The sequence below is a fragment of the Bacillus sp. Y3 genome (assembly GCF_008123875.1).
GTDB classification, from domain to species: domain Bacteria; phylum Bacillota; class Bacilli; order Bacillales; family Bacillaceae; genus Bacillus; species Bacillus altitudinis.
The window spans coordinates 18318-39248 of record NZ_VSSC01000012.1 but is presented as its reverse complement, the minus strand read 5'-3'; the positions used below and the strand labels follow the sequence as shown (position 1 = coordinate 39248).

Below are 20931 nucleotides of genomic sequence, written 5' to 3'. Positions count from 1 at the left end.
ATGATGTATCATAGGATTTTTTTATAAAAACTCGAATTAACAGGTACGTTTTGTCTTGTTTAGTTTTCAAAGATCATTTTCGTTATCGCTCGTAAGCGACTTTAATATCTTAACATTTCGCTTCAGTTGAAGTCAAGAACTTTTTTCATTTTCTTTTTTCAACCTCGTTGCTGTTTTGCGGCAACGAATAATAATATACCATCTGGATTCTTTCCTTGCAATAGTTTTTTTAAAAAAATTTTCATTTTATGAAAAATAAAAAGCGCCATAAATAAAATGGCGCTTTGGTTGATGTATTAACGGTTTCTCATTTGCGGGAAAAGCAGTACATCTCTGATTGATGGAGAATTTGTTAGCAGCATGATTAATCGGTCGATACCGATTCCTAGTCCACCTGTTGGCGGCATGCCATATTCTAATGCTTCAACAAAATCGTCATCCATGAGATGCGCTTCGTCATTTCCTTCTTCACGTTCTTTTAATTGAGCTTCAAAACGTTCTCTTTGGTCGATTGGATCATTCAGCTCGGTGAATGCATTTGCATGCTCGCGGCGTACGATGAATAGCTCAAAGCGGTCCGTGAAGCGCGGGTCTTCAGGATTTTTCTTAGCTAATGGAGAAATCTCGACTGGGTGCCCGTAAATAAAAGTAGGCTGAACCAGTGTTTCTTCTACTTTTTGCTCGAAGAACTCATTGATAATATGACCTACTGTCATATTTTTTGTGATTTCAACATCGTGATCAGCAGCATGCTGTTTTGCTTCTTCTACAGACATCTCCTGCCAGAAGTCTACACCTGTTGCTTCTTTGACTGCTTCAACCATATGGAGTCTCTTCCATTCAGGTTTTAGATCAATTTGATCTTCTCCATATTGAATCGTTGTTGTTCCTAGTACTTCTTGGGCAATATGAGCAATCAAGTTTTCCGTTAGGTTCATGATGTCTTTATAGTCTGCATATGCTTCATACAGTTCAATCATAGTAAATTCCGGGTTATGACGAGTTGAGACTCCTTCATTACGGAATACGCGACCAATCTCGTATACTTTCTCTAGACCACCGACAATTAGACGTTTTAAATGCAGCTCGATCGCAATACGCATATAAAGCGGCATATCAAGTGCATTGTGATGAGTAATGAAAGGACGAGCTGATGCACCACCAGGGATGCTATGCATTGTTGGTGTTTCAACTTCTAGGTATCCTTTTGAATCTAAGTATCTTCTCATTGATTGAATGATTTTGCTGCGCATGATGAACGTCTGCTTACTTTCTGGATTGACAATCAGGTCAAGGTAACGCTGACGATAGCGTTGTTCTACATCTTTTAGTCCGTGATATTTATCAGGGAGCGGGCGAAGTGCTTTTGTAAGAACCTCAAAGCTAGTCGCTTTAATTGAAAGTTCTCCTACATTCGTTTTAAATACGGTTCCCGTCACACCGATAATATCGCCTAGGTCCGAGCTTTTGAATAATTCGTAAGCTTCTTCTCCTACACTATCTTTACGTACATAGATTTGAATTTGTCCTTCTAAGTCTTGAATGTGTGCAAAGCCAGCTTTCCCTTTTCCGCGTTTTGTCATCATACGGCCAGCAATTGTTACTTGAGCTGCTTTTTCTTCTAAGTCTTCTTTTGAAAACTCGTCATATTCAGCAATAATTTGTGCGGATTGATGAGAACGGTCATATCGTTCACCGAATGGATCGATACCCTCTTCTCTCATTTTATTCATTTTGTCACGTCTTACTTGGAATTGATCATTTAATTCTTCGTTATTAAGCCCTTCATTACTCATTTATATCACTCCAATAATTTATTTTGCAGAGAAAAGCAGAAAAACTGCCAGTACGTGCACTAGCAGTGAGCTACAAAAAGAAAGATAGTCTTATCCTACTTTTATTCTTTGAAGCTCTTTTGCCTCGGCTTCGATCGTAAAGTCATCTAGAACTTTTACAAGCTCCGCTCTCGTTTCACTTTGATTGATTTGGTTTCTTACATCTGCATTGCCCCGGACACCTTTTAAGTACCATGCTGCATGTTTTCTCATTTCTCTGACAGCCACATGCTCGCCTTTCAGGTCTATGAGTCTGTCTAAGTGAAGTTTGCACACAGACATTTTCTCACGCACATTAGGCTCTTCTTTTAGTTCACCCGTTTCTAAATAATGAACCGTCCGGTAAATCATCCACGGGTTTCCTAGTGCGGCTCTTCCGATCATGACAGCATCTGCACCCGTTTCATCAAGCATACGTTTTGCATCCTGAGGGGTTTTGACATCTCCATTGCCGATGACTGGAATGGAAACAGATTGTTTGACCTCTTTTATAATATCCCAATTCGCCGTTCCTTCGTACATCTGTACACGGGTCCGTCCGTGAAGAGCAACGGCTTGTCCGCCTGCTCGTTCAACAGCACGGGCATTGTCGATAGCGAAAATATGGTCTTCGTCCCAACCCATTCTCATTTTCACAGTAACAGGTTTATCTACAGCTTCTACGACTGAGGATACCATTTCGTAAATCTTGTTTGGATCCAGCAGCCATTTCGCTCCTGCGTCACATTTCGTGATCTTTGGTACAGGACATCCCATATTAATATCAATAATGTCCGCCGTTGTATTCTGGTCTACAAACTTGGCCGCTTCTACGAGCGTGTCCTTTTCTCCCCCAAATATCTGAAGGCTCAACGGTTTTTCACGCTCATCAATGTACAGCATGCCCATCGTTCTGGCATTATTAATCAAGATCGCTTTGTCACTGACCATTTCAGCGCAGACTAAGCCCGCTCCAAACTCTTTCACAGTGAGTCTGAAAGCAGAGTTACACACACCAGCCATTGGTGCGAGCACTACTTTGTTTTTAATTTCGATATCTCCGATTTTAAACATCATGTCCCCTCCTTTCTTCTTCAAGTATTGGTGAAAGTTCTTCCACCGTTATATTTAAAGCATCTGCTATTTGACCAACCATTTGGTTTGTTGGTAATCGATTGCCTCGCTCAATTTCCCCTAAGACAGAGACAGAAATGCCCAGTCTTTTGGCGAACCCTTCCTGAGTATACCCTTTTAGCTTTCGGTATGCACGAATTCTTCTACCCCACATGTCTTTTTCCATATGCTTACACCTTCTTGGTCTGTTACGGCGTTTATCTGGGCTTCGCCGATTTCTGGGCAAATCTCACTCATCGGAACAAGAACGAATAAACGTTCGTACATTCTAGGATGCGGCACTACAAGTTGTTCTGTTTCAATATTTTCACGATTATAAAGTAAAATGTCAAGGTCAGCTGTCCGTGGACCCCACCTCACTTCTCTTGTTCTACCTAACTCCTGCTCAATGTTCTGAGTCAGTGATAGAAGTTCTTCAGGACGAAGCGAGGTGGAAATCTTCACAGCCATGTTCAAGAAGTCATCCTGATTCTCGTAGCCTACAGGTGTTGTCTCATATATAGATGAAATGGATTCAACTTGAACACCTGGATGTTCGTGAAGTTTTTTGACAGCTTCTTTTAAGTAGGTTTCCTTTTTTCCTATGTTTGAGCCTAAAGCGATATATGCTGTATTGTTCATGCGCGTGATCTCGTCATTTCAATGGCAACGGACTGATAGTGTCCTGGAATTGGCGGATCTGGTTTGATTACTTTTACTGTACATTCTTGAACTGTCGGAAAGTCCTTTAACACTTGATTTGTAATTCTTTCTGTCAGCGTTTCAACGAGGTTCACTGGGTCCCCTTCTACAATATTTTTGCAGATGTTGTAGAGCTCAGCATAGTTGATGGTCTCATTTAGGTCATCCGTTTGTCCTGCCTTACTTAAATCAAGTGAAGCTGTTAGGTCCACACGAAAGCGCTGGCCTAGTTTATTCTCTTCTGCAAATACACCGTGATAGCCGTAAAATTCCATTCCGTTTACATATACTTTATCGATGATAAGCGCCTCCTTTATTCAGCATGGCATCCATCATTTTTGCCATTCTTGCGATTTCTTTTACATCGTGCACTCGGACCATCGCGCTGCCCTTTTGAATCCCAAGACAGACCGTCGCACCCGTTCCTTCAGTACGTTCTTCAGGCGGCAGGTCTAAAACTGCACCGATGAATCGTTTGCGGGATGTTGCTAGCAGCAGCGGATACCCTAGGTGGCAAAAATGTTCAAGTTCATTCATGACCATGAGGTTGTCAGTTTTATTTTTCGCAAATCCTACACCAGGATCTAATATGATCATGTCATCACGGACACCCGCTTGTTTCACAATTTGAACACTTTCTTTCAGATCTGCGATCATATCTGAAATCAGATGGGTGTAATTCCGCTCTGGTCGATTGTGCATTAAGATGATTGGCACGTTGTGCTTCGCTGCCACATGCGCCATTTGAGGATCAGCTTTCGCCCCCCATACATCATTAATGATTGAGGCTCCTGCTTTCACTGCCTCATCTGCGACATGGGCTTTATACGTATCAATAGAAATAGGTATGTCCAATTCTTTTGTGATCTTCTCAATGACAGGAATGACCCTTGAAAGCTCCTCTTGCTCTGAGACAAGTGCCGCTCCCGGCCGAGTCGATTCACCGCCAATATCAATAATATGCGCCCCATCTTCTATGAGCTGCGTTGCGTGAGCCAGCGCTTTATCAATTTGATTGAATTTTCCTCCATCTGAAAAAGAGTCCGGTGTGACATTTAAAATGCCCATGACCAATGTCTTTTCTTCATAACTAAGGGTATGGTGCTTGGCTTGTATGATTTTAGGCTGTTTTATCAATTGTTGTGTCATTGTGTCCACCTACTCTTTATGTTCTAGACGTTCTCTTGTATATTCTGTTCTCAGCTTGGTCGAAATCGTTCGGTTGTGGTTTTGCAGGACGGTGTCTCCGATATTTTTAAAAGGCACAATTCCCTGAACCGAATTGGTCATCCACGCCTCATCAGCTGAGAGCAAGTGTGAGAGTGGATATCTTCCTTCTATTAGTGGAATCCCCGAAGCTTGCAGCGTTTCGATACAATATCGACGGGTAACCCCGTTTAAAATGCCGGTATCAAGTGAAGGTGTATAGATCACATCTTTTTTTCGCCAAAATAGATTTGACGTAATTCCTTCTGCCACATCGTCTTCTTTTGTTAAAAAGATCCCTTCTACCGACGGATCGTTCCCTACTTCTCTCTTCGCCAGCAGGTTGTTCATGTAATGATGCGACTTGAGCCGTCTTGGACCTTCCGGTGTGTTTCTTCTTGTATCAAGAATGATTCCCTGTTTTTCATCTACTATTGATTCAGGCCGGAATGGGGAGATCATCACAAAAACAACAGGCTCCTCATAAGGGTCTGCAGAAAATCCATTGCCTCTGCCCGCAGAAACATTGAAGCGGATCCTCGCATAACCGTCCGTTATTTGGTTTTGATTGAATAATGTATGAATGATGTCGAGTACAAATGGTTTCTCTATTGTGGATTCGATGCAAAGGTCACGCAATGATTGATTGAGCCTTTCAAGATGCCAGTCTAACAAGAAGACTTGTCCTGCTAGAGAGGTAAATGTTTCGAATACACCGATGCCATATAGAAAACCATGATCAAAAGGAGAAAGAGTCGCATCTTTCTCCTCTATATACTGACCGTTCAGGTAAATGATCATGCGTTTACTTCATTCCCCTTTTTACGATAGGTTTCAATGAAATTTCTGAGCATTTCCTTACCGAAGGACGTCATAATCGATTCTGGATGGAATTGAACACTTTCAATCGGAAGTTCTTTATGGCGAATGGCCATAAGTTCACCTTCCTTTGTGCTCGCTGTTCTGACAAAGCACTCCGGTAGCGTCTCGTCTTTAACAATTAATGAATGATATCTCGTTGCGACGAGCGGATTTTGGAGTCCCGTGAAGACACCTTTGCCGTCATGTTCAATCTCTGATGTCTTCCCATGCATTAACCGCTCCGCACGAATGACATCTCCACCAAATACTTGTGCAATGGATTGATGACCTAAACAGACACCGAAGATCGGAATCTTCCCAGCAAAATGTTTGATCGCTTCCATACTAATTCCTGCTTCATCCGGACTGCAAGGTCCTGGAGAAATCATCAGAAAGTCTGGCTTAAGCTCTTCGATTTCTTGAATAGTGACTTGATCGTTTCGTTTTACAATCAGTTCTTCCCCAAGCTCACCTAAATACTGGACCAGGTTGTACGTAAATGAATCGTAATTATCAATCATTAATATCATACTCTGCTCACCTCTAACTCAAAATAGTCTCTTCTTTGCTCAACTGTAATGCTTTTTTCACTGCATAGGCTTTTTTAATCGATTCTTTGTATTCGTGCTTTGGTACAGAATCGATGACAATGCCTGCACCTGACTGCATGAAGGCTCTGCCCCCTGTACAATAAGCCGTACGAATGACGATATTAAAATGCATATCTTGATTGAATCCAAACCAGCCTATAGATCCAGTATAAAGCCCACGCCTTGTCGGCTCAAGCTCTTCTATGATTTCCATTGTTCTCACTTTTGGCGCACCTGTAATTGTGCCGCCTGGGAATACAGCTCTCATGACATCTACTGCATCACAATCATCACGCAGCTCCCCTTGGACATTTGATACAATGTGCATCACGTGTGAATATTTCTCAATGGCCATAAACTCGTTCACCTTGACTGAGCCATAAGTAGACACTCGTCCAAGATCATTCCGCTCAAGATCAACGAGCATCACATGTTCTGCGCGTTCTTTTTCATCTTCAATGAGTTCTTTTGCCAGCGCTTGATCTTCCGCATCATCCTTGCCTCTTGATCTTGTACCAGCGATCGGTCTTGTTTCGAGCTGAATGCCTTTTTTCTTAATAAGCAGCTCTGGAGATCCACAGACAATTTGGAAATCTGGCGTGTGCAGATATGACATATATGGAGATGGATTCACGTGACGTAATGTTTTGTATAAATGATATGGATGAGTAAGAAACTGTTCATCTTGTCTAATGGATAGGTTCACTTGGAACACATCACCGTTCGCGATATATTGTTTAATCGTTTCTACAGCTTCCCCGAAAGCTTCTTCAGTAAAAGGTGCAGCAGGTACACATTCCGAAGAAGACACGTTGACAGATGAATGTGCTGACTCTTCTGATGTGCTTGTCCAGCTTTGCTTTAATTCTTCGAGTCTTTGATGAACTTCACTGACAGGTTCGTCTCCTTCTGTATGAGTCATCAGCCAGAGGACGTCTTTATTATGATCAAAGACAGCGACATCATTGAATACGAGGAAATACAAATCAGGCGTCTTCAAATCATCGATGGACAGCATTTTAAAATGCTCGATATATCTTGCGTAATCATAGCTTAAAAATCCAATCGCTCCACCTTGGAAGTCAGGGTATTCGTCGTTCGTTTCGGTTTGTAGGGTTTGAAACCAATCAGCAAATGCCCTAAAAGGATCTCCCTCTTTGAACAACACCTCATTCTGATAATGGATGGTGGTCATCCCGTCCTTCCCTTTCGCTTTAGCGATCGGATGAATGCCGGCAATACTGTATTCTCCGCCACGTGCACTTTCAAGAAGGACGTGATGTGATTCATGAGCCGTTAATTGTTCGTATCGTTTCAAGAATGCATCTTTCGTAAAAGGAATTTTGATGCCCATCGGCCTACGTTGTGTCATGTAATCATCCTTTTTATTTTCATTAACCTTATTGTAATGCAATCCATTTTAATTAGAAAATAGTATTTGCTTTCCATCTTCAGAATTCATGAAAAAACCCCAGCAAATGCTGGGGTGTATTGTTTAATCAAATTGATAAAGCGGCGTACTAAGGTAACGTTCACCGTTACTTGGAATAATCGCTAGAACCTTTTTCCCTTTACCAAGCTTCTTCGCTGTTTGAAGCGCTGCATAAATGGCTGCTCCTGAAGATATACCACCAAGGATTCCTTCTTCTTTCGCTGCCTTTCTTGCAAGTTCAAATGCATCTTCGTTTTTCACTTGGATAATGCCGTCATATACTTCTGTGTTCAAGATAGATGGAACAAAGCCTGCTCCGATGCCTTGAATTTTATGCGGACCTGGTTTCCCGCCTGATAGTACAGGAGAATCTGTTGGTTCTACCGCATAAAGCTGAATAGATGGAATGGCTTCTTTCAGGACTTCACCAGCACCTGTAATCGTACCGCCCGTACCAACTCCTGCAATAAATGCATCAAGGTCGCCGTCAAACTGTTCAAGAATCTCTTTCCCTGTTGTGCGGCGGTGAATCTCAGCATTGGCTTCATTGCTGAACTGCTGAGGCATGAAGTATCCGTGCTCTTCTGCTAATTCTTCTGCTTTTTTGATGGCACCTTTCATTCCTTCTGCACCGGGTGTTAATACAAGCTCTGCACCGTAAGCGCGTAAAAGGTTGCGGCGCTCCTGACTCATTGTATCCGGCATAACTAAAATCGCATTGATTCCTTTTGCAGCCGCGACCATCGCAAGACCGATTCCTGTGTTTCCGCTTGTTGGCTCAATGAGTGTGTCACCAGCTTTTAATGTACCTTTTGCTTCAGCATCTTCGATCATCGCTAACGCAATACGATCTTTTACACTGCTGCCTGGGTTCATATATTCAAGTTTCAAGTAGACATCCGCACTGTCTTCATCTACTAAACGGTTTAATTTAACGACTGGTGTATTTCCTATTAGTTCAAAAACTGAATTTGCAATACGAGCCATCACTAACACCTCTATCTCCGAGTAATTTTATTGTATTAATATTAAATTATCAATTTCGAAAAATTTTGTCAATGCTTTTAGTCCTGCTCTCCATCGTAAAACCATGTGACTTTTGCTTCTTTCCACAGGGTTTTGACATTCGCCTTTTCACCCAGATCTTCCATGGCGATCTGCCTTTTGATCTGATCTTTGACTTCTTCATAAGAGAAGGAGCGGCCATTTAATTTTTCTTTTAATTGTATGATGGCATAACCGTTTTTGATCTCGATCGGCTCTTTCGTCCATTCATCTGGCTGAAGCTTTTGGGCTTCTTGTATGTATAGGGCTGGAATGCTTTCTTGCTCTTCTGTGACAAATCCAAGATCTCCGCCGTAAGGAGAGGTATATCGATCGGTGGATCGTTCAGCTGCTACAGCTTCGAAACTAGATCCGCCCTTTAAATCTTTTAATACACTTTGTGCCTCGTCTTTTGTTTTCACAACAATGTGGCGAATTCGGTATGAGTCATCATATTGATACAAGTCTTTGTTTTTTTCATAAAAGGATTTGGCTTCTTTTTCAGAAACGACCGCATCTCTCGTTAGAAGCTGTTCTAATAAAATTTGATAACGAATCTGCTCTTTCCATTCCTTTTCGCTTGTATGACCGTCTTCGTAGAAATTATTAGATACCGCTTTCAGCATCAGCAGCTCACGATTGATCTCTTTTGAAGATACCTCCAGCTTGTTTTCTTTCGCAAGCTGATTGACTACCTTCTGATTGATCATTTGTTCAAGTGTTGCCTTTCCGTAGCGGTCTTCCATTTTCTTTAACCATTCTTGACGTGTGACTTTCTCTTTCCCAATAGAAGCAATTTCTTCACCGCTCTTCCCATTTGAAGAAGCCTGCGACATTTGTGATTTTGTTAATACATATGCAATGACAACGGCATTAATCATGAGCAGAACGAGGATAAATGTCCATACCACTCTTGCTTTCAGTCTCATCTTTCGTCTCCTTTCCATTCTAAAAAGAAAACCCGCTGCTTAGAGCTTAGCGGGTTATTTCTTCACGTAGCTCTTCTAGCTCTTCTTTTGTAAATACATACGTTTCGTTACAAAAATGGCATTGAGCTTCTGCTTGTCCGTCTTGTTCAATCATATCCTCAATTTCGGCTTTCCCTAGGCTGATAATACCGTTGGCAAACCGTTCTTTTGAGCAGTTACAAGAAAATTCGACAGGTACAGTTTCTAAAATTTGAGGTTTTTCACCGAGCACTTCTTCTAAAATTTCTTCAGGAGTCATCCCTTTTTCAATCAGTTTAGAGATTGGTTCAATGGTTGATAATCTCTTTTCGAGTCTTTCGATGACTGCATCTTCTGTTCCAGGCAGCAATTGAATGATGAAACCGCCTGCTGCAAGGATCGAGTTATCTGGATTGACAAGAACACCCACACCTACAGAGGATGGCACTTGTTCAGAGGAGACGAGGTAATAAGTAAAGTCATCTCCAATTTCACCTGAGACAATTTCTGTTTGCCCTGTAAAGTGGTCTTTCAGTCCGATATCTTTGACAACACTTAACGTTCCAGATGTTCCAACAGCACGTCTAACGTCCAGCTTCCCATGTTCATTTAAATCAAAGTGAACTTGTGGGTTTGAGACATATCCGCGCACCTGACCTTTTGCGTTTCCATCCGCAATGATGGCTCCGATCGGCCCACCGCCTTCAATTTTGACAGTTAATTTATTCTCGCCTTTCAGCATGGCTCCCATCATGACAGTCGCTGTCATGGTTCTGCCGATTGCAGCTGAAGCAGTTGGCCACGTATGGTGTCTTCTCTGCGCTTCGTTGATTGTATCTGTTGTGTTCGCAGCATACGCACGGACTTTCCCGTCATATGCTAACGCTTTAACTAAATAATCCATTTTGATTAAACCCTCCTATAATACACCGACACGATTGCGTTCATAAATTAATTGGAGCCCTTTTAATGTGAGGAACGGATCGACAATATCAATACAGTCTGATTCATTTCCAATCAATGTAGACAAACCGCCTGTTGCAATGACTTTCGGTGTTTGTTTGGCTTGCTGCTTCATCCGTTTCACTATTCCCTCGACTTGACCAACATATCCATACAGGATACCTGATTGCATCGCACTGATCGTGTTTTTCCCTACGATATGATCTGGACGAACAATTTCAATCCTTGGCAGCTTAGCCGCTCTTGTATATAAAGCCTCTGTTGAGATGGTAATACCCGGTGCAATTGCGCCACCCATGTATTGTTTTTGTTCATTGATATAGCAGTAGGTTGTGGCTGTTCCAAAGTCTACCACAATGAGAGGCGCCCCATACAGATGAATGGCCGCCACTGCATTTACAATTCGATCAGCGCCGACTTCCTTTGGATTGTCACACATAATGTTTAATCCAGTCTTCATGCCAGGCCCAACGATTTGAGGAGTAATGTGAAAATACTTTTCGCACATTCTTTCCAGAGCAAACATCATTGGCGGGACAACAGAAGAAATGATAATCCCTTCTATCTGGTCAAACATCAGCCCTACATAGTCAAATAAGGATCGGATTGCCATACCAAATTCATCTTCTGTTTTATGACGGCTTGTTTCAATCCGCCAATGGTAGTTCAAATCGCCATTATGATAAACACCTAAAACGGTATTTGTGTTTCCTACATCTATCACGAGTAACAACTTCATCACCACTTTGAATAGTGTCTCAAAAAGAGCATTTTTCGACTTTCTATCATACCATACACGAATTGAGTTCCATTTGTAAACAATTCGAAACCGATCCATTCATGAATCGAAATAAAAAAAGCTGCCGGTGAGCCCGACAGCTTTTTATAGAAGGAGATTAAATCTCTTCGTCTTCTTCTTTTTTCTTGATGTTCACTTTCACATCATCGTTTTTCTCTTCGTCATCTGCGTATACACGCTCTGGAAGCTTTCCAGTATCGTAAAGAGATTTAATTTGTTCAGCATCTAATGTTTCCACTTCTAGAAGAGCTTGTGCGATGATTTCTAGCTTATCTTTATTCTCAGTGAGAATTTGTTTCGCACGTTCGTAGCTTTCTTTGATGAAGCGCTGAACTTCTTGGTCAATTTCATAAGCGATCGCTTCACTATAATTCGGCTCGTTGTTGAAATCACGGCCAAGGAATACTTGACCTCCTTGTGCTTGACCGAATTGTAGAGGACCAAGTTTATCAGACATACCGAACTCTGTGACCATTCTTCTTGCAATGCCTGTTGCACGCTGGAAGTCGTTGTGAGCTCCTGTACTTACTTCACCAAACGTAATTTCCTCTGCAACACGACCGCCGAGCAAGCCGACGATTTTATCAAGAAGCTCTGGCTTCGTTTGGAAATAACGATCTTCTCTTGGAAGCATGACCGCATATCCGCCTGCCTGACCACGAGGAACGATCGTTACTTTATGCACCATGTCAGCTTCGTCAAGGACAAGTCCAATGACGGTATGACCTGCTTCGTGGTACGCCACGATATTGCGTTCTTTCTTAGAAATGACACGGCTTTTCTTAGCCGGTCCAGCAATGACACGGTCAGTTGCTTCGTCGATATCACGCATATCAATTTTCTTTTTGTTTTGACGGGCAGCAACAAGCGCTGCTTCGTTTAGTAAGTTCTCAAGATCTGCCCCTGAGAAACCTGGTGTTCTGCTTGCAATGGCTTTCAGGTTGACTGTATCATCAAGCGGTTTGTTTTTCGCATGAACCTTCAGTACTTCTTCACGGCCAATGACATCTGGGCGGTCAACCGTAATTTGACGGTCAAAACGTCCCGGACGCAGCAATGCAGGATCTAGGATATCTGCACGGTTCGTTGCAGCAATGATAATAATCCCTTCGTTGGCACTAAAACCATCCATTTCAACAAGAAGCTGGTTAAGCGTTTGTTCACGCTCATCATGACCACCACCAAGACCTGCTCCACGCTGACGACCCACTGCATCAATCTCATCAATAAAGATTAAGCAAGGTGCATTCTTTTTCGCATTTTCAAACAAATCACGTACACGTGATGCACCGACACCGACGAACATCTCGACGAAGTCAGAACCACTGATGCTGAAGAAAGGAACGCCTGCTTCTCCTGCAGATGCTCTCGCAAGCAATGTTTTACCTGTACCTGGAGGTCCTACTAGTAAAACCCCTTTAGGGATTCTTGCGCCAAGCTCCGCAAATTTACGTGGATCTTTTAAGAATTCAACCACTTCTACGAGCTCTTGTTTTTCTTCATCCGCACCGGCAACATCTTTAAATTTCACACGTTTCTTCTCTTCTGTGTAAAGCTTCGCCTTACTCTTACCAAAGTTCATGACACGGCTTCCACCGCCTTGAGCTTGGTTCAATAAGAAGAAAAACAGGATAAAGATGATGATGAATGGAATGATGGTTGTCAGAACTTGCAGCCATCCATTTGTTTCAGGTGCTGGTTCTACTTTTACATCTGTATTCTTCAGTGCACTGTAAATTTGGTCAACTCCTTGACCGTCTGGAACGTGGGTAATGAAGTATTCATCTTTCTTCGCGCCATCTAATTGACCACGAATTTCATAAACCCCTCTTACAGGCTGGATGGAGATACTCTCCACTTTTCCCGCACTTAAATTTTGCGAAAATTTGCTGTAAGACATGTTCTCAGGCTTTTGATTAGGGGATCCTAACCAACTGACAACCCCTATCACAAGTAATAAAATAAGTATATAAAAAATCGTATTACGAAAAACCCGATTCATTCCTTACCTCCTCCCACAGTAAGCACAACTATGTTCAATAGTATCATAGAAAATCATTCCAACACAACCAATAACCTCATGTAAACGTGTGCTCATTAGCCTTCGTAAACAGATGGTTTTAACACTCCAATATACGGGAGGTTTCGGTAACGTTCGGCAAAATCCAATCCATAGCCAACAACAAATGCATCTGGTACTTCAAACCCAACATAATCTGCTTTGATGTCTGCTTTGCGGCCGCTTGGTTTATCAAGCAATGTCACAATTTTAATGGAGTTTGCTTTACGGTATCGGAAAAGCTCTACCAGATAACTCAAAGTTAACCCACTGTCGATGATATCTTCCATAATTAGAATATCTCTTCCTTCAACAGAAGTATCTAGATCTTTGATGATCTTCACTTCTCCAGAAGATACGGTAGACTTTCCGTAGCTAGATACATCCATAAAATCAAGCTCTAAATATGTATCAATGTGTTTGATCAGGTCTGCCATGAATGGAAGAGCCCCTTTCAAAACACCAATAGCCAGGGGAAATTTACCATCATAATCGCTGGTTAATGTTGCACCCAGTTCCTTCACTTTTAGCTGGATCTCTTCTTCTGAGATCAAAATCTTTTCAATATCTTGTTTCATGCTTTTGCTTGCCCCCTACAAATTTTCGTGCTGTCTATATTGTAATACAATGAGATCGCTGTTTGTCATATCAATTTCTTCAAAAACGGATTTTTTCAGACCTGGGATCCAGATGATTTGATGATCCGAGTCAGTGACGATCGGCCAGCTGTCTCTTTCTGCAAGAGGCACTTTTTTATCAATAAATATATCTTTCACCTTTTTTGATCCATTCATCCCTTTAAGTTTGATTCGATCACCGTTTTTTCGTGAGCGAATGATCAAAGGAAGACGAACATGATCTTTTTGAAGCAAGAAAAAATGGTTTCCGTTCCGCGCATCCTTCGGAACATGATTTGATACCAAGATAGACTGTCCATTCGGGAGAAAAAGTTCCTCGCCAAGCTCACCTTTTAAATGATGAGTATATGACTGATCTATGACAAGCGATCGTTCAAAGGTAAACATACAGTGATCATAAGATTTGACAGCTTGTAAACCTTTTGGCAAATCTAATGATCCAGACGGTTGATCAGTATGAGATAACCAGTCCAAAGTCCCTAGAATATGCTGGTTTGAAAACGCTGATTGAGTGTTTTCATAAAGATAGTTTAATATTAGTTGAATGCCTCTTCTTTGTAAAGGCAAAGGCAGGTCAAGCAAAGGCTTCGTTTTGATCTCAATTTGCTTAGGCGTTTGATTCGTAATGACTTGATGCATTTGATCCTTTGTTAATGCCTGCAAGTACTGCTCATCCTCAGTCAGCATGTCACTTACAAACTGAAAGCTTTCATGCACATGAGGTGCCTCTTCTTTTAACACGGGAAGAACGTGTCTTCTGATCCGGTTTCTCAAGTAGTCATCGGTGTGATTGCTTTGATCAATGACATAAGGAACTTGTTCTTTTTCGCAAGCAGTGAGTACATCATCCTTAGAATATCCAATCAGCGGACGAATCAGCCACCCTTCTTGAAAAGGGCGCTTTGCTTGCATACCTGCGAGTCCTATTCCAACAGTCCCTCTTGTCAGCCTCATCACCATTGTTTCTACTTGATCGTCTCCATGATGTGCAAGCGCTATAAATTGAGCGTTGTACTGTTCCATCAATTGACGAAAGAAAGCATATCTGCACTCTCTTGCAGCTGCCTGTTTGTTTAAGCGGTTTTCTTTTGCATATTGGGTGACCTGTATACGAGCCGATTCAAAAAGGATCTCATGCTCTTTACAGTACGCTTCAACAAATGCCAAATCAGCAAAGGATTCTTCTCCTCTGAACATGTGATCTACATGGGCTGCAATCAGCTGAAAGGAACCTTTTCGACGTTTGTTTAGTTCATGCAGCAAGAGCATAGAATCTGGTCCGCCAGAAACCCCGACAATGACTGTCGTATTTTCAAGGAAAACATCATGTTTTTTCAAAAAAGATTCAATTCTATTCACAACTTCCTCCTCACAAAGAGCAGGTAATTTAAAGATATACATATCCTATCACTTTCATTAGCTCCAAGCAAAGAAGAAGCCTGCTTTTTTACAGCTCTATAATAGGAATAAAACCACATAAGCACAGTAAAGAGCGAGCACACTGCATAAGATGAGAATGGTTTCAAAAAGCCCGCCTGATTTTTTGCGTACTGATGTTCTTTTCGCAGCAGCAACTCTTGATCGTGAAGGTGCGACCTGTTGATGTTGGGGAACAGCTGGCTTTTGCCTATTTTGCTGTGATGGCTTCTTTTGTCGTGATTTTCTTGAAGCAAGCAATTGTCCTTCTTTCAGCATCGCGCTTTTCATGTCTGCCGCTGATTGATATTTGCCTTGTAGAGCCGCTTTTAACACCCTCTCATATCGCTTTAATAAAGGATGTCCTTCAATCGCCCGATAAAGCTGCTTTTCTGGTTCTGCCCCTTTTTTAAATTCTTTTTTATAGGCACAGTTCACCATGACCATACTTAAGGCAAATAAATCATAAGAAGGTTCTGCTTTTCTTGTACCGAAGCCCCAGTAGCCGCGGTCAAAAAACTCGGTGTATTCCTTAATCGCCCTTCCCGCCTTCGTTGTTCCTCCAACATCAATACATCGAATCGTAGCTGGGGGGCCTGAAACGATGAGATTATCAGGCTTCAAGTCACCGAAGGTCCAGCCTTCCTTATGTAAGTGAGCAAGGTTAGACAACAGTTGAATCATGAGAACGACGATCCATTCATCGCCTTTTTGTTTCACAAATTCAAGCAGCAATGGCCCTCTGACATACTCCATGACATAAAACGACCGTTTCTCTGACATTCCAGGATAAAGAGCATCATCCATATCATAAAAAGAAGGCCCCATGGTTTTCACAGGAGCCTTTGAAAAGGATTTTAATACATTGACTTCAGATGCAATGAGCATACTGTCATCACTCACTTTAAGGGCCACTTGTCCCTTTGGCGATTCGGCCAGATAAACCACACCGTTCGCCCCTTTTCCCAGCTCTTTTACAATGCGGTAATGTTGGTGATGCCACTTTCCTTTTATCATTGTACCTAATGGGATGTTAGAAGCCGAATTCATCATGTTCTTCCTTCGCTTCAAGCAGCCCTTTTCGTGAACGAACTAATTTGAAATGCTGGAGTGCTTCTCGAATTGCTGGTCCTGTCGGTGTAATTCCTCCTGTTGTCAGCTTCGGGAAAATCGATGATAACGAATCGAACCGAGGCGTCCAGTTCAACACAATTTCTGCATCTGAGTTTTTCCCGGGAAATACACACATCCCAAACTGATTTTCACCAATTCTCGAATTTAGACTAATAGAGAGATCGATGAGTGCTTCTTTGACCGTTGGCAACTTCGGTTTCATGCTTGCACTCGTATCCACAAGCACAAGCACTTGAAGATGAACCGTCTCACCGAGCTCGTCCACAACCTCCATCACTTCTCCACGCTTATCTGGGGGAAGTTCTTCAATTTCAGTATCTTTGCCAAGAATTTGCTGCAATTCTTTATTCACAACACCTTGTAACGTTTGCGTCATCGCCTTTTTTGTCACCATTTGTACGGTTTGAGACAATTGCTGAACGTAGACAACCTGATGAATGCCTCCGCCTGCTAGAGCAATCCCCTCTACTTCTTTCATCGCTTCATGATCGTGTCTGTTCTCTTCCATAATGCCAATGACATTGACTGTGATCCCTTGCTCCTTTGCCAATGCGGCAATCGCAAGTGGGTCTTCCCCATGATTTGAGCAGCCATCTGTAATCAGTAAGATTTGGTTTACGTGACCTTTTCGCATCTTCATTCCTCCTGGGATTGTAACTGAATGCTTATATCCCCATCATCGCCAGAAGAAATTCATATTATACGATATTTCAAGAAATCTCTTGTTTCTGAAGATAGAATGTACCTGTCGGAATGGATGCCCATTTTGGTGTATTGTGGTCGAGCCTAATAACGACAACCGTCATATCGTCATCAATTTGACCTGCTCTTGTGCGAATGACCTCCTCCATTAATAAATCAGCAATCTCTTGCGGATCTTCTGTTTTAAAGCTCTTCATTTTTCGTTTGACCCACAAATCATGATTTTCGATATGCTTTGGTCCTTCAAAGATACCGTCGCTCATCATGATAAGGAGATCTCCTGCCTTCATCTGTTCACTCACCACTTCTACTTCAAATTCATCAATAATGCCAATAGGCAAGTTGCTGGCCTGTACCTTCATCACTTGATCACCACGTTTAATAAAACTTGGGGTGGAGCCAATCTTGAGGAACTTACAGCTCGCATCCTGTAAATCAATGATGGATAAGTCTAATGTGGAATAGACTTCATCCGTTGTCCGTAAAGATAAAATGCTATTAATCGTTTTAATCGCTACTTTTTCATCAATACCAGACGCCAAGATTTTTTCTAACAGCTTGATCGTTTCATTGCTTTCAAAATGGGCTCTTGCTCCATTTCCCATCCCATCACTAATAGCTGCGGCATATTTACCTGCACCCAGCTCCATCATGCTGTAGCTGTCTCCAGATACTAATCCTCCGCCTTTCGCTGCATGTGCTACACCTGTAGACACTCGATACGATTTTGCAGAACCGAATACAACATGACAATAACCTGTTGGATGCTCCGCACACTGCTCTGCTTTGACTAAAACTTGTTCTTCTAAAATATCCGAGAGCATTGGAGCGATGATTTTTTCGCATTCCCCATGACCTTGGCAATAGGGAATTCTCATCTCTATATCAACATTTCCCTGTTCTAAGCTATAAATTTCAACTTGCTGAATTTCAATTCCAAAGTTCTGAAGTGCTTCTATCATCTGCTCTTCCTGAATAAAATGCTGCTCTCTTTCTCGTTTTATTTCCCGGGAAAAATCCTCCATGACTTGTGAGACACCCATAAGTTGTTCGGCCACAAGGCGCCTGCTGTCTTGGACCTTTTTCTTTAAGGTCTGATTTGCTTTATAGTAAGCTATCTCCTCTTCAATCAATTCTTCTACATGCTTTGATTTTGAGCAGTGCTGACTGAATTTCTTTTTCAACTTCCGGTTATGCTCGTACGTTTTTTCATCAGATTCATGCATAACTTGTTTCATGAGTTCATAGGTTGTATCAAAGTTCTGCACCCAGCATTTATTTTTCTTATAGCACGTTTGACAGGAACGTTCTGTGATCGTACTTAAAAAAAGATCTACATCCTCTTCCTGCTTCTTCTCCTCAGGAATGGATTCGTAAAATGTCGCAAAACTCTCAGACAGCGCATGAAATACATTAGAGAATTGATCTACCTTTTTTGCTGTCACGTCTCGTACTTTTCTGGCATATTGCTGCTGTTCCTGTACATGCTCTACCGTACCAGGAATATATTTTGCCACCTTGGACGTTACTGACTGTGGCGTGAGCAAAAACAGTGCAACTGCGATGAGTGATTCATATAGCGTGGTCATTAGCCCTGCTGACCCTTCACCGTAGAGGGAGATTAGTAAAGAACCCACAATCAAGCCGATGGCGGCTCCTGCTTTTTTCCCCTCTTTTAGTAATCCGCCTAATAAGCCCGAAAAGGCAAGCAGACTCATCTGATAAAGGTTGCCGATGTTGGCGAGACCAAGAATTAATCCAGTTACAACACCCACTGTACAACCAATACTCGCTCCTCCAATAAAGGCAAAGCTCAGCACTACATATCGTGACAAAATATGCTCTGCCTGCATTCCTTGAAATGTGATCCCAGCCAGACCTGTTAAAACTGAAGCGATTAATATCATAAAGCAAATAATTTCTTCAACCTTTAAAGAGTGTTTGATTTTCCTGACTGTAAAAATCGGCAAACTTTGAAGAAATATCAGTGTCAGAATGAAGGCAAGTCCAGCTTCAACCCCCGCCATCACATAGTCATAGCTTTGAACCGCACCCTGCTCGAGGTATACAAAAGCTCCCCTCGTCATCAGCATTGAGAGCACAATCACAACCGGTAATGTTTTCACCGGGTCTTTGATGATGAATGAAACGACCTTTGACATGAGGAGGAACACGATCAATGACGCAAATACGAATAATGCATTTTGAGGTGATATCGTCATCGCTCCAGCGAGTAAAGCAAGACAAGCAAGCATCGCTTTATCCCTTTTAATGAGCAGCATGGACCCAAAGAAAGGCAATGCAAACGGCATAATTTCAGATAAGATAAAGGCTCGTCCCAATAAAAAGCCCAGAACAACATAAATAAACCCTTTATAGAAAAAAAGAGAATGCGTATGATGAAGAAACAGGTTTTTCATCTTTTTTAACCCTGCACTGATTCTTTCAAACCCGGCTCCCGTTAAATCAGTTCTTCTTTCTAGTTTTTCCATCTTTTCATCCCCCACCTGATATTCGTTGCTTGTCATTATAGCGAAGGTGAAAAAGAAATTTTGTCAAAAGAAGTTGTCGTTTCCATAAAACGTTCGACGCTTTATTTGCCAAAAAGGCATACTTTCTTGAAAGTCGATGTCTTTCATCAGAATTTTACGAAAGCACAAAAAAACAGCTTTCCTATAGAAAGCTGTTTTGAAGATGACCCGTACGGGATTCGAACCCGTGTTACCGCCGTGAAAGGGCGGTGTCTTAACCGCTTGACCAACGGGCCTTGCTTATCGTTCTTTTTAAAAGGATAGCGGCGGAGGGGATCGAACCCCCGACCTCACGGGTATGAACCGTACGCTCTAGCCAGCTGAGCTACACCGCCATAATGTAAAATGCGCTAAGAAGCACAAGAACTATAATACAAAGGATTCGCTTGTCCGTCAATAGAAAGTTTTAAATTAAATGGCGAAATCACAAAAAGCGTTGAATTTGTATTAAAAAAAGCACCCGCTAAACAGCAGATGCTTTGTTGTGAAAAATATATAGAAAGCAGCAACAAGTTAACCTCTTCTTGCTCCGCGCCCCCCACGTTTTGATTCCGTGTTACGTTTTAAAGATGTTAAGCGATCTTCGCTATCTTTTAAGAATTTGTTCATTTTTTGCTCAAACGATTCCTTCGGACGGAAATCATTTCTGCTCGGTCTTGATTGTTGTTGTTGAGGACGATCTTTTGCTTTTTTAATGGACAAGCCGATTTTACCGTCTTTTTCAACGTTAATCACTTTCACTTCAACTTGTTCACCGACTTTTAAATGCTCATTAATATCTTTTACATAGTTATCGGCTACCTCACTGATATGAACGAGACCAGTTGAACCGCCTGGCAACTCCACAAAAGCTCCAAAATTTGTAATGCCCGTAACTTTCCCTTGTAACTTGCTGCCAACTTCAATCGACATAAAAAAAGTGCTCCTCCTTAGACTTATAAAAAAATCTCATTTGTTCAATTATACATAAACTGAATTTT

The 20931-nt window shown here is 41.9% G+C and carries 19 protein-coding genes, 2 tRNA genes and 1 pseudogene; all 22 read right to left on the bottom strand.

Annotation, left to right across the window (positions count from 1 at the left end; translation table 11 throughout):
* Nucleotides 1–296: 296 nt before the first annotated feature.
* Nucleotides 297–1796 (bottom strand): lysine--tRNA ligase, encoded by a 1500-nt coding sequence (gene lysS / locus FXF70_RS18685; RefSeq protein ID WP_024719373.1) that lies wholly within the window; start codon nt 1794–1796, stop codon nt 297–299.
* Between the two features lie 90 nt (nt 1797–1886).
* Nucleotides 1887–2888: a tRNA dihydrouridine synthase DusB gene (dusB, locus tag FXF70_RS18680; protein WP_046342438.1), complete on the bottom strand. Its 1002-nt coding sequence runs from the start codon at nt 2886–2888 to the stop codon at nt 1887–1889.
* Complete coding sequence (locus FXF70_RS18675; RefSeq protein ID WP_008341798.1) at nt 2881–3114, bottom strand: helix-turn-helix domain-containing protein; 234 nt, start codon at nt 3112–3114, stop codon at nt 2881–2883. The genes dusB and FXF70_RS18675 overlap by 8 nt, the downstream gene beginning before the upstream one ends.
* Nucleotides 3066–3569, bottom strand: coding sequence for a 2-amino-4-hydroxy-6-hydroxymethyldihydropteridine diphosphokinase (gene folK, locus FXF70_RS18670; RefSeq protein ID WP_007496156.1), 504 nt, complete (start codon nt 3567–3569; stop codon nt 3066–3068). Before folK ends, FXF70_RS18675 begins: the two co-directional genes overlap by 49 nt.
* On the bottom strand, nt 3566–3928 hold the full coding sequence (folB, locus tag FXF70_RS18665) for a dihydroneopterin aldolase (RefSeq protein WP_041506531.1): 363 nt from the start codon (nt 3926–3928) through the stop codon (nt 3566–3568). Before folB ends, folK begins: the two co-directional genes overlap by 4 nt.
* Entirely contained in the window at nt 3921–4778 is an 858-nt protein-coding gene (gene folP / locus FXF70_RS18660; protein WP_024719371.1) for a dihydropteroate synthase, read from the bottom strand. Before folP ends, folB begins: the two co-directional genes overlap by 8 nt.
* 9 nt (nt 4779–4787) lie before the next feature.
* Nucleotides 4788–5636, bottom strand: coding sequence for an aminodeoxychorismate lyase (pabC, locus tag FXF70_RS18655; protein ID WP_046342432.1), 849 nt, complete (start codon nt 5634–5636; stop codon nt 4788–4790).
* Complete coding sequence (gene pabA / locus FXF70_RS18650; RefSeq protein WP_008341810.1) at nt 5633–6226, bottom strand: aminodeoxychorismate/anthranilate synthase component II; 594 nt, start codon at nt 6224–6226, stop codon at nt 5633–5635. The genes pabC and pabA overlap by 4 nt, the downstream gene beginning before the upstream one ends.
* Before the next feature lie 13 nt (nt 6227–6239).
* Nucleotides 6240–7658 (bottom strand): anthranilate synthase component I family protein, encoded by a 1419-nt coding sequence (locus tag FXF70_RS18645; RefSeq protein WP_148780889.1) that lies wholly within the window; start codon nt 7656–7658, stop codon nt 6240–6242.
* Nucleotides 7659–7781: 123 nt separating this feature from the next.
* Nucleotides 7782–8705: a cysteine synthase A gene (gene cysK / locus FXF70_RS18640; RefSeq protein ID WP_008341814.1), complete on the bottom strand. Its 924-nt coding sequence runs from the start codon at nt 8703–8705 to the stop codon at nt 7782–7784.
* A 77-nt stretch (nt 8706–8782) separates the two neighbouring features.
* Nucleotides 8783–9685: a peptidyl-prolyl cis-trans isomerase gene (locus tag FXF70_RS18635; protein ID WP_025206605.1), complete on the bottom strand. Its 903-nt coding sequence runs from the start codon at nt 9683–9685 to the stop codon at nt 8783–8785.
* Between the two features lie 52 nt (nt 9686–9737).
* The gene (hslO, locus tag FXF70_RS18630; protein WP_007496169.1) at nt 9738–10613 is read right to left on the bottom strand and encodes an Hsp33 family molecular chaperone HslO; all 876 of its coding nucleotides are present in this window, start codon (nt 10611–10613) and stop codon (nt 9738–9740) included.
* A gap of 15 nt (nt 10614–10628) precedes the next feature.
* Nucleotides 10629–11405, bottom strand: coding sequence for a type III pantothenate kinase (locus FXF70_RS18625; RefSeq protein WP_008341820.1), 777 nt, complete (start codon nt 11403–11405; stop codon nt 10629–10631).
* 163 nt (nt 11406–11568) lie between these two features.
* The gene (gene ftsH / locus FXF70_RS18620) at nt 11569–13473 is read right to left on the bottom strand and encodes an ATP-dependent zinc metalloprotease FtsH (protein WP_007496173.1); all 1905 of its coding nucleotides are present in this window, start codon (nt 13471–13473) and stop codon (nt 11569–11571) included.
* Nucleotides 13474–13568: 95 nt separating this feature from the next.
* Nucleotides 13569–14108, bottom strand: a complete 540-nt coding sequence (gene hpt / locus FXF70_RS18615; protein ID WP_007496175.1) for a hypoxanthine phosphoribosyltransferase — start codon at nt 14106–14108, stop codon at nt 13569–13571.
* A pseudogene (gene tilS / locus FXF70_RS18610) lies at nt 14105–15527 on the bottom strand (tRNA lysidine(34) synthetase TilS). The gene hpt and the pseudogene tilS overlap by 4 nt, the downstream one beginning before the upstream one ends.
* A 96-nt stretch (nt 15528–15623) precedes the next feature.
* On the bottom strand, nt 15624–16634 hold the full coding sequence (locus FXF70_RS18605; protein WP_148780888.1) for a protein kinase domain-containing protein: 1011 nt from the start codon (nt 16632–16634) through the stop codon (nt 15624–15626).
* On the bottom strand, nt 16618–17352 hold the full coding sequence (locus tag FXF70_RS18600; protein WP_148780887.1) for a vWA domain-containing protein: 735 nt from the start codon (nt 17350–17352) through the stop codon (nt 16618–16620). The genes FXF70_RS18605 and FXF70_RS18600 overlap by 17 nt, the downstream gene beginning before the upstream one ends.
* 76 nt (nt 17353–17428) lie before the next feature.
* Nucleotides 17429–19912, bottom strand: coding sequence for a stage II sporulation protein E (gene spoIIE, locus FXF70_RS18595; RefSeq protein WP_024719363.1), 2484 nt, complete (start codon nt 19910–19912; stop codon nt 17429–17431).
* A 203-nt stretch (nt 19913–20115) separates the two neighbouring features.
* Nucleotides 20116–20187: transfer RNA gene (locus FXF70_RS18590), tRNA-Glu, on the bottom strand.
* A 25-nt stretch (nt 20188–20212) separates the two neighbouring features.
* A tRNA-Met gene (locus FXF70_RS18585) sits at nt 20213–20286 on the bottom strand.
* A 178-nt stretch (nt 20287–20464) separates the two neighbouring features.
* Nucleotides 20465–20863, bottom strand: a complete 399-nt coding sequence (locus FXF70_RS18580) for a S1 domain-containing RNA-binding protein (RefSeq protein ID WP_003217901.1) — start codon at nt 20861–20863, stop codon at nt 20465–20467.
* Between the last annotated feature and the right edge of the window lie 68 nt (nt 20864–20931).

What these genes read in the sequence shown, in the direction of transcription:
- spoIIE (WP_024719363.1), bottom strand. Translation starts at nt 19,912, where the DNA reads ATGGAAAAACTAGAAAGAAGAACTGATTTAACGGGAGCCGGGTTTGAA.
- pabA (WP_008341810.1), bottom strand. Translation starts at nt 6,226, where the DNA reads ATGATATTAATGATTGATAATTACGATTCATTTACGTACAACCTGGTC.
- dusB (WP_046342438.1), bottom strand. Translation starts at nt 2,888, where the DNA reads ATGTTTAAAATCGGAGATATCGAAATTAAAAACAAAGTAGTGCTCGCA.
- FXF70_RS18645 (WP_148780889.1), bottom strand. Translation starts at nt 7,658, where the DNA reads ATGACACAACGTAGGCCGATGGGCATCAAAATTCCTTTTACGAAAGAT.
- FXF70_RS18600 (WP_148780887.1), bottom strand. Translation starts at nt 17,352, where the DNA reads ATGCGAAAAGGTCACGTAAACCAAATCTTACTGATTACAGATGGCTGC.
- FXF70_RS18675 (WP_008341798.1), bottom strand. Translation starts at nt 3,114, where the DNA reads ATGGAAAAAGACATGTGGGGTAGAAGAATTCGTGCATACCGAAAGCTA.
- FXF70_RS18605 (WP_148780888.1), bottom strand. Translation starts at nt 16,634, where the DNA reads ATGAATTCGGCTTCTAACATCCCATTAGGTACAATGATAAAAGGAAAG.
- cysK (WP_008341814.1), bottom strand. Translation starts at nt 8,705, where the DNA reads ATGGCTCGTATTGCAAATTCAGTTTTTGAACTAATAGGAAATACACCA.
- folK (WP_007496156.1), bottom strand. Translation starts at nt 3,569, where the DNA reads ATGAACAATACAGCATATATCGCTTTAGGCTCAAACATAGGAAAAAAG.
- hpt (WP_007496175.1), bottom strand. Translation starts at nt 14,108, where the DNA reads ATGAAACAAGATATTGAAAAGATTTTGATCTCAGAAGAAGAGATCCAG.
- lysS (WP_024719373.1), bottom strand. Translation starts at nt 1,796, where the DNA reads ATGAGTAATGAAGGGCTTAATAACGAAGAATTAAATGATCAATTCCAA.
- FXF70_RS18580 (WP_003217901.1), bottom strand. Translation starts at nt 20,863, where the DNA reads ATGTCGATTGAAGTTGGCAGCAAGTTACAAGGGAAAGTTACGGGCATT.
- folP (WP_024719371.1), bottom strand. Translation starts at nt 4,778, where the DNA reads ATGACACAACAATTGATAAAACAGCCTAAAATCATACAAGCCAAGCAC.
- pabC (WP_046342432.1), bottom strand. Translation starts at nt 5,636, where the DNA reads ATGATCATTTACCTGAACGGTCAGTATATAGAGGAGAAAGATGCGACT.
- ftsH (WP_007496173.1), bottom strand. Translation starts at nt 13,473, where the DNA reads ATGAATCGGGTTTTTCGTAATACGATTTTTTATATACTTATTTTATTA.
- hslO (WP_007496169.1), bottom strand. Translation starts at nt 10,613, where the DNA reads ATGGATTATTTAGTTAAAGCGTTAGCATATGACGGGAAAGTCCGTGCG.